Source organism: Actinoalloteichus spitiensis RMV-1378 (assembly GCF_000239155.1).
GTDB classification, from domain to species: domain Bacteria; phylum Actinomycetota; class Actinomycetes; order Mycobacteriales; family Pseudonocardiaceae; genus Actinoalloteichus_B; species Actinoalloteichus_B spitiensis.
In genome coordinates this window covers 1-4,687 of the sequence record NZ_AGVX02000244.1, presented here as the reverse complement: position 1 = coordinate 4,687, position 4,687 = coordinate 1, and the positions used below count along the sequence as shown (strand labels likewise).

The 4,687-nt window shown below is 71.7% G+C and carries 5 protein-coding genes; 3 read left to right on the top strand and 2 right to left on the bottom strand.

Annotation, left to right across the window (positions count from 1 at the left end; translation table 11 throughout):
• Both ACTIDRAF_RS0212180 and ACTIDRAF_RS28495 read right to left on the bottom strand, forming a co-directional pair.
• On the bottom strand, positions 1 to 776 hold a 776-nt coding region (locus ACTIDRAF_RS0212180; protein ID WP_016699021.1), incomplete at its 3' end, for an FAD/NAD(P)-binding protein.
• Between the two features lie 29 nt (positions 777 to 805).
• Positions 806 to 1,987: a pyridoxal-phosphate-dependent aminotransferase family protein gene (locus ACTIDRAF_RS28495; RefSeq protein ID WP_157162999.1), complete on the bottom strand. Its 1,182-nt coding sequence runs from the start codon at positions 1,985 to 1,987 to the stop codon at positions 806 to 808.
• Positions 1,988 to 2,146: 159 nt separating this feature from the next.
• On the opposite strand from ACTIDRAF_RS28495, the gene aepX reads away from it, so the two are divergent.
• From aepX to ACTIDRAF_RS0212160, 3 genes are all read left to right on the top strand, one after another.
• On the top strand, positions 2,147 to 3,181 hold the full coding sequence (aepX, locus tag ACTIDRAF_RS0212170; RefSeq protein WP_342626685.1) for a phosphoenolpyruvate mutase: 1,035 nt from the start codon (positions 2,147 to 2,149) through the stop codon (positions 3,179 to 3,181).
• A 12-nt stretch (positions 3,182 to 3,193) separates the two neighbouring features.
• Positions 3,194 to 4,213, top strand: coding sequence for an NAD(P)-dependent oxidoreductase (locus tag ACTIDRAF_RS0212165; RefSeq protein ID WP_016699018.1), 1,020 nt, complete (start codon positions 3,194 to 3,196; stop codon positions 4,211 to 4,213).
• Positions 4,210 to 4,687 (top strand): alcohol dehydrogenase catalytic domain-containing protein (locus tag ACTIDRAF_RS0212160; protein WP_016699017.1); only part of this gene is annotated, 478 nt, incomplete at its 3' end. The genes ACTIDRAF_RS0212165 and ACTIDRAF_RS0212160, both read left to right, overlap by 4 nt.

The following is a 4,687-nucleotide window of genomic DNA, read 5'->3' as shown; positions in this document are numbered from 1 at the left end:
CCCCTGCCCTCCGTCAGCCACAGGATGACGTCGATCGTGGTCAACCCCATCCCCATGCAGCCGACCGCGCTGCCCGCCGCGGCGACCCGCTCGGTGAGGGTGTCCTCCAGCGGATAGGCGGTGGGGACGACTGCGACGTCGTGGTCCTCGGCGAACCGCAACAGCGGTTGGAGCCGGGGGATGCGGGAGGCGTCGTTCCAGGAGTGACCGGTCAGGAAGAGCACGGAGTCGACGGCCACCACTTGGAGGTCACCGGGCTTGCCCTCGGCGTCGACGGCGCGGACCTCGACGTCCAGCCGCTCGTCCCGGTCGGTGACGTCGAGCACCTCCGCCTGGTGGAGGTGCACGTCCACGTGGGGCTGTGCCCGCAGGATGTCGACGTACCAGCCGAAGACCTCGCGCAGGGCGAGGCCGTGGACGTACCGCTTGGGCCAGTCCTCCTTGGTCACGTCGAACACCGGGTCCCCGGTCTCGTGGAACCGGCGGCGGCACCACTCGTACAGCGTCGGTCGCAGGCTCGGCTCCAGCAGGGGGCCCGCGTCGAGCACGCTCTCGTCCGCGGCGAAGGCGACCTGCCCGACGATCCGGTTCAGGAAGCTCGTCGCGGGCTGGGTGTCACTGTGCACGGCGCCCGCCCCGAACCGTCCGCTCCGGTCGAAGACGTGGATGTCGAGCGCCAGCTCCTCGGCCAGGCCGGGCAGGGTGGCGGCGAGCCGTTCCATCACGTAGGTGCAGGTGGGTCCCGCACCGACCACCGCGAGTCGGACCTTGCGCATGTCGCGTCCTCCTTGTTCGAGACGTCCGCTCAGGCCTGCGACGTCGACGGCGTCGCGTCGTCGGTCGGGAGCGGCGCGCCCAGGGCCGCGTCGAAGGCGACGAGGAACGCGCTGATCTGGTCGGTCGTGAGCTGCCCCATCGTCGCGATGCGGCAGATGCTCCCCAGGCGCGGCGGGCAGCCGTAGATGACGAAACCGTCGGCCTTGAGCCGGTCGTGCAGGTGCTGGTACTCGACCCCGTCCGGCAGCCGGAAGACAGTGACCGAGCTGGCGCGGTGCCCGTCGGGAACCAGGGGTTCGAACCCGTGGCCGGCGAGGTGCGCCCGCACCCGGTCGGCGTGCTCCCGGTAGCGCCGGGACCGCGCGGCGACCGTTTCCTCCAGCGTCAGGTCCAGGGCGACGTCCAGCGCGTACAGCGCCTGGACGGCCGGGGTGAACAGCGGAGCGCGGGCCCGGTCCTGCGCGACGTGGTGGGCGCCCAGGTCCAGGTAGTAGGTGCGGGGCCGCACCTCGGACAGCCCGTCGAGCAGTGCCCGGGGGGCGCACACGAAACTGGTGCCCGGCAGCCCCTCCAGGCACTTGTTCGCCGTGCCGACGCACCAGTCGACGTGGTCGGCGACCACGTCGAGCGGCTCCGCCCCCAGGGTGCTGATCGCGTCGACGATCAGTGACCGGCCGTGGCGGGCCACGATCTCCCCCAGCTCGGAGAGCGGGTTCAGCATCCCGGTGCTGGTCTCGTGGTGGACCAGTCCGACGTGGCTGATCGTGGCGTCCTCGGCCAGCGCGGCGTCGACGGCGGCCAGGTCGATCGGCTCGCCCCATCCGAACTCGATCCGCCGCACCGGGATCCGGTGCGCCTCGGCGATGCTGGCGACCCGTTCGGCGTAGTGGCCGTTGTGCGGAACGAGCAGGGCGCCGCCCTGGGGCACCACCGAGGAGAGGACCGCTTCGAGCGCGGCCGTTCCGGAGCCCGCGAGCAGGACGCTGGTGTGGCGTTCGTCGCCGCCGCAGACGGCCGTGGCCTTGGCCCGCACGGCGTCGAGCAGCTCCGCGGCCTCCGGCTCCCGGTGGCAGACGTCGGGGTAGGCCAGGGCCGCGCGGACCCGGTCGTGGACGTTGACCGGCCCGGGGTTGAGCAACACCTGGTGCGGCGGCGGCGTGGTCCTGGCGGTGGCCGGGGTGGTCGGGGTCTCGGTGGCGCGGACGGTCATCGTTTCCTCCGTGCGGGCGACGTGTCCCGGTGTGGCCGTACGGAACTTTCGGGTGATCGCCGTCGGGAACTGTTCACCCTTCGACGGCAGGGCCACTCTGCCAGCGCGCGTCGTGGAATCACCACACCTGTTGGACCTCCTTCTAAACCGTTCCTCGAGATGTTGATCCGCCAACGGTCGAGCTGGCATACATTCGTTCTCGATCCCGTTGACGGAAATCGGAATCTGACGAGTACGGCGTCGGCGCCACCCGGTGCCGTCGTGACGGCGGCTGCGAGAAGGACTATGACGAGCGTGCGGGAAAACGGAACGGACACCGGGACGCCGAGTCGCGCTTCGCGACTGCGGGCGATGATTCGGGAAAAGGAACTGACGTATCTCATGGAAGCCCATGACGGACTCTCCGCGAGAATCGCGGAGGTCGAGGGTTTCCAGGCCATCTGGGCGTCGGGGTTGTCGATGTCCACGGCGCTCGGGGTGCGGGACAGCGACGAGGCGTCCTGGTCGCAGCTGCTGGGGGTGGTGGAGGCCATGGTGGAGGCGACCACCGTCCCCATCGTCGTCGACGGCGACACCGGCTACGGCAACTTCAACACCGCCAGGCGGTTCGTCGCCAAGGCCGAACGCCTCGGCGTCGCCGGGGTGTGCCTCGAGGACAAGATCTTCCCGAAGATGAACTCCTTCGTCGGCGACTCCCACACCCTCGCCGAGGTCAGCGACTTCACGGCGAAGATCCGGGCCTGCAAGGACTCCCAGCGGAGTCCGGACTTCGTGCTGGTGGCGCGGGTGGAGGCGTTGATCGCGGGCCGGGGACTGGCGGAGGCCCTCGACCGGGCCCACGCCTACCACGAGGCCGGTGCCGACGCGATCTTCATCCACTCCCGGCAGTCCGATGCCACCGAGATCCTGGACTTCTGCCGCGAGTGGGGGCAACGTCTCCCGCTGGTCATCGCGCCGACGACCTACGCGAGCACGCCGTCGTCGGAGTTCCAGGCCGCCGGGGTGTCGGCGGTGATCTGGGCCAACCACAGCATGCGGGCGGCGGTCAGCGCCATGCGCCGGGTGTGCCGGGAGATCTTCACCAAGCAGAGCGTGCACCGCACCGAGAGCGAGCTGGCCTCCCTCGCGGAGGTGTTCGAGTTGATGGAGTACTCCGAGATCGACGAGGCCGAACGGCGCGCGTACCGCGTCTGAGGGGAGGCCACCATGACCGTGCCCACAGCTCCCGACGACCACCTCGGCGGTGGGCCCCGCCCCACCGTCCTCGTGCTCGACCCGATCGCGGACAGCGCGATCCGGCGGCTCCGGGAGGACTTCACCGTCGTCGTCCGCCTGCGGCCCGAGCCCGACGTGCTGCGGGAACTGGTCGGAGACGCCCACGTCGTCGTCCTCCGCAGCGGCGTCCGGCTCCCGGCTGCCGTCTTCGCCGCGGCGCCGTCGCTGCGCCTGGTGATCCGGGCCGGGGTCGGCACCGACAACATCGACCTGGTCGCCGCCGAACTCGCCGGTGTCCGGGTGGTCAACATCCCCAACGCCTCGGCGCAGGCCGTCGCCGAGCTGGCCTTCGGCCTGCTGCTGGGGGTCGTGCGGCGGGTGGCCCTGGCCGACCGGCAGGTCAGGGACGGTGCCTGGCGCAAGGACGACCTGCTCGGGGTGGAACTTGGCGGGCGGACGCTCGGGATCGTCGGAGTCGGTGCCATCGGGTCCCGCATCGCGCGCATCGGCGCGGGTTTCGGCATGCGACGGCTGGGGACGGTCAGCCGCTCCGGGCCGCGCAGGGCCGCCGAGCTGGCCGAGCTGGGCGTGGTCCTCACCGAGCTGCCCGAACTGCTGGCCACCTCGGACGTGGTCTGCCTCGCCCTTCCCCTGACCGAGGCCACCCGGGGTCTGATCGGGGCGGCGGAGCTGGCGATGATGCGTCGGGACGCCGTGCTCATCAACGTCGCGCGGGCCGGGGTGGTGGACGAGGACCACCTCGTCGACGCCCTGCGGGAGGGCCGCCTGGGGGGCGCCGCGACGGACGTCCCCGCCGGGGAGGGCCGCACGCTCCTGCGGGGCCTGGACAACGTCGTCATCACCCCGCACATCGGGGCGATGACGGTGGACACCCAGGAACGCATCGGTCAGCGGGTGGTCGAACTGGTTACCGAGGAGTTCGCGGTCACCGCGCAAGGGTCGACGGCCGCCCGGGCGGCCGTCGTCGCGGGCGGCGGGATTCCGGGATGACCACGGCGGGAACCGCCCCGACGATGGAGGCCGCCGTGCTTGACGGGGTGCGCAGCATCCGCCACCGCCGGGTGCCGACCCCGGCGGTGGGTCCGGCGGAGCTGTTGGTCCGGGTGCTGGCCAGCGGTGTGTGCGGTTCCGACCTCGCGGCCTACCGGGGCACCCACCCCTACAAGACCGCCCCCGTGGTGCTCGGGCACGAGCTCTGCGGGGTGGTCGAGCGGGTCGGGACGCGGGTGACCGGTTTCGCACGCGGTGACCTCGTCTGCTCCGCCGCGTTCTCCCCGTGCGACCGCTGCGCGGCGTGCCGGGGCGGGTCGGTGCACCTGTGTTCGGACCGGGCGAACCTGAGCCACCGGGGTTGGGAGGGTTCCTTCGCCGAATACGTCGTGCTGCGGGAGAACATGGCCTTCCGGCTCGCCGGTCACGTCGACCCTGTGGCGGGCGCCCTGGTCGAGCCGCTGACCATCGGGC

What these genes read in the sequence shown, in the direction of transcription:
- ACTIDRAF_RS28495 (WP_157162999.1), bottom strand. Translation starts at nt 1,987, where the DNA reads ATGACCGTCCGCGCCACCGAGACCCCGACCACCCCGGCCACCGCCAGG.
- aepX (WP_342626685.1), top strand. Translation starts at nt 2,147, where the DNA reads ATGTTGATCCGCCAACGGTCGAGCTGGCATACATTCGTTCTCGATCCC.
- ACTIDRAF_RS0212165 (WP_016699018.1), top strand. Translation starts at nt 3,194, where the DNA reads ATGACCGTGCCCACAGCTCCCGACGACCACCTCGGCGGTGGGCCCCGC.